Here is a 2206-nt window from a genome sequence, read left to right on the forward strand (position 1 = left end):
TGGCGGTGCGCCCGTGTGGAGCCCGTACTACGTCGTGCCGGGCGTGTCGGGCGATTCCGCGGGAGTCAGGGCCAAGAAGATCGCCATCGCAGCGGCCAAGGACGGCAGCTTCCAGGCGGTCATCATCAACACCGCCAACGACTCGGTGTACCACGCCATGCAGTACCCCAATGGCAGCTGGTCGGGCTTCAACCTGCTCGATGGTGCTGGGGGCTGGGCCAACTTTGCGGCACGTGATGTCGCCATCGCCATCAACGGCAGCTCGCCCACGTCGGCGGGCAATGCGCAGGTGATCGCCAACGGTCTGGCGGATGGCAGCCTGTACCACCGCGTGCGCTGGCCGGCGGGCAACTGGACGTCCTTTGCCCAGGTGCCCGGTCCGCAAGGCATGAACACCCAGGCGCTGGCCATTGCCTCCTCGGACGATCTGAACACGAACGTGCTGGCCATCACGACCGCGGCCGATGGCAGCCAGGGCCAGATCCAGCAGGTGCTGCGCGACCCCAGTGGCAACTGGGCTGGCTGGGTCACGATGCCGACCCCGGCGGGCACGGTCCTGTCCAAGGCCAGTGACGTGGCGCTGGTGCGCACGAACGCCCAAGCCAGCGTGATGTTCCTGGATGCGACGGGCAAGGCCTACTTGCAGGAGCGCAACAACCCCAGCCTGGCGTCCTCGTGGCAGACGCAGCTGCCCGCCAATCAGATCACCGACCAGGGTCGAACGGTGTCGATCTCTCAGGGAGCCTCTCTGAATCTCCCGACCCAGGTGCTGGTCACGCGCGTGTACCCGCAGTAAGCAAGTACGGCACCCACCTTCGGGACCGGTGGTGGGTGTCGTGCCGCGCGGGGTGGCGCAGTTGTCCTTGCGGCTCATCGAACTGCGCATGCCTTCGTTGGCCAGCGTCGGCAGGCCGGCTTCGATTCTGATTCTTTGCTTCATCGCTGACAGTCTGTCCCGAGCGGTCCATAGCATGGTTTTCTCGAAACTTTGCTATTGAGGAGCGTTCATGTCGACACTCAGTTCCCGCGTCATCACCCCATCCAAAGCGTCGTCGCGCAAACCTGCGCGCCGGCTGAAGTGCATTGGCCTGGTGCTCGCAACCCTGGCCATCGCGATGGGCTCGATCACCCCGGCCCGCGCCACGTACCCAGGCGAGAACGGCCCCATCGTTTTCGGGGTGAATACTGAGCAGGGCAGCATCGGCAAGGTGTCGCCTGCCAACAGCACGGTCACCATGCTGACCGATGGCTTCTCGCCCCGGGTCTCGCCCAATGGCAAGAAGATCGCCTTTCTGAGAGGTCCCGGCACGGGCCAAGACGTCTATGTCATGGACCTCGATGGGTCCAACATAGTTCAGCTGACCAGCGATGCAAGCACGGTCGCAGTCACGTGGTTGCCCGACGGATCTCGACTGGCCTACGTAGCGGGGGTTACCCCGTCCTCCCCTTGGGGGAAGTCGCTGTGGACCATGAAGCCCGATGGCAAAGACAAAAGCCTTCTGCGCACCTTGCAAGTCGGTCTCCACTCTCCCAACCTTGATTGGTCTCCAACGTCAGCTGACGTCTATGCGTATGCCGATGGGAACGACAACCTTTGGGTCGAGTCGCTCAGCAACTCCAACTACGACCGCCTGCTTGATACTGGCTCGCGCAAACCAGCATGGGAACCGAACGGCGCATCGATCCTCTATTTCAACTTCGGTGCAGAAGGCCTGATGGAAATCAATGCGGATGGCAGCAATCGTCAGTTCATACAGCAGCTCCCGCTCGTACGGACCGTCATGTCTCCGGATGCCACCCTGTTGGCTGGCGGTTTGGGGAGCCCCAAAACGTTGACCACCCGCCCACGGGCCGGCAGCCCCGTCACGTTCAACTGGCCCACCGTCGCAGCTTTTGAGACCGACTGGGCCCGTGTGCCGAAGAACTGCCTTGCCACGACGCCGCAAGGCGGGGGCGGCGTGCTCGGCGGCTATGTGGATTTCTATGCGGACCAATGCGTCATTGCCGTGTCGCCCAACTCCGCTGCATCCGGTGGCGTGCTGGCACAGGCCATGGCCGTGGGCCCGGACGGGCGCGTCTATGCCAGCGCACTGAAGGCCAACCCGTTTGGCGGTGCGCCCGTGTGGAGCCCGTACTACGTCGTGCCGGGCGTGTCGGGCGATTCCGCGGGAGTCAGGGCCAAGAAGATCGCCATCGCAGCGGCCAA

General features: G+C 64.0%; 1 protein-coding gene and 1 pseudogene. Both read left to right on the top strand.

The annotated features are described in order from the left end of the window. On the top strand, window positions 1–796 hold a 796-nt coding region (locus tag A8M77_RS36365), incomplete at its 5' end, for a hypothetical protein (protein ID WP_158101064.1). A gap of 211 nt (window positions 797–1007) precedes the next feature. Further along, window positions 1008–2206: pseudogene (locus A8M77_RS35940) on the top strand (PD40 domain-containing protein); the annotation flags it as partial.

Origin of the sequence: Variovorax sp. JS1663 (assembly GCF_002157355.1) — a bacterium.
In the GTDB taxonomy this organism is placed as follows: domain Bacteria; phylum Pseudomonadota; class Gammaproteobacteria; order Burkholderiales; family Burkholderiaceae_C; genus Variovorax.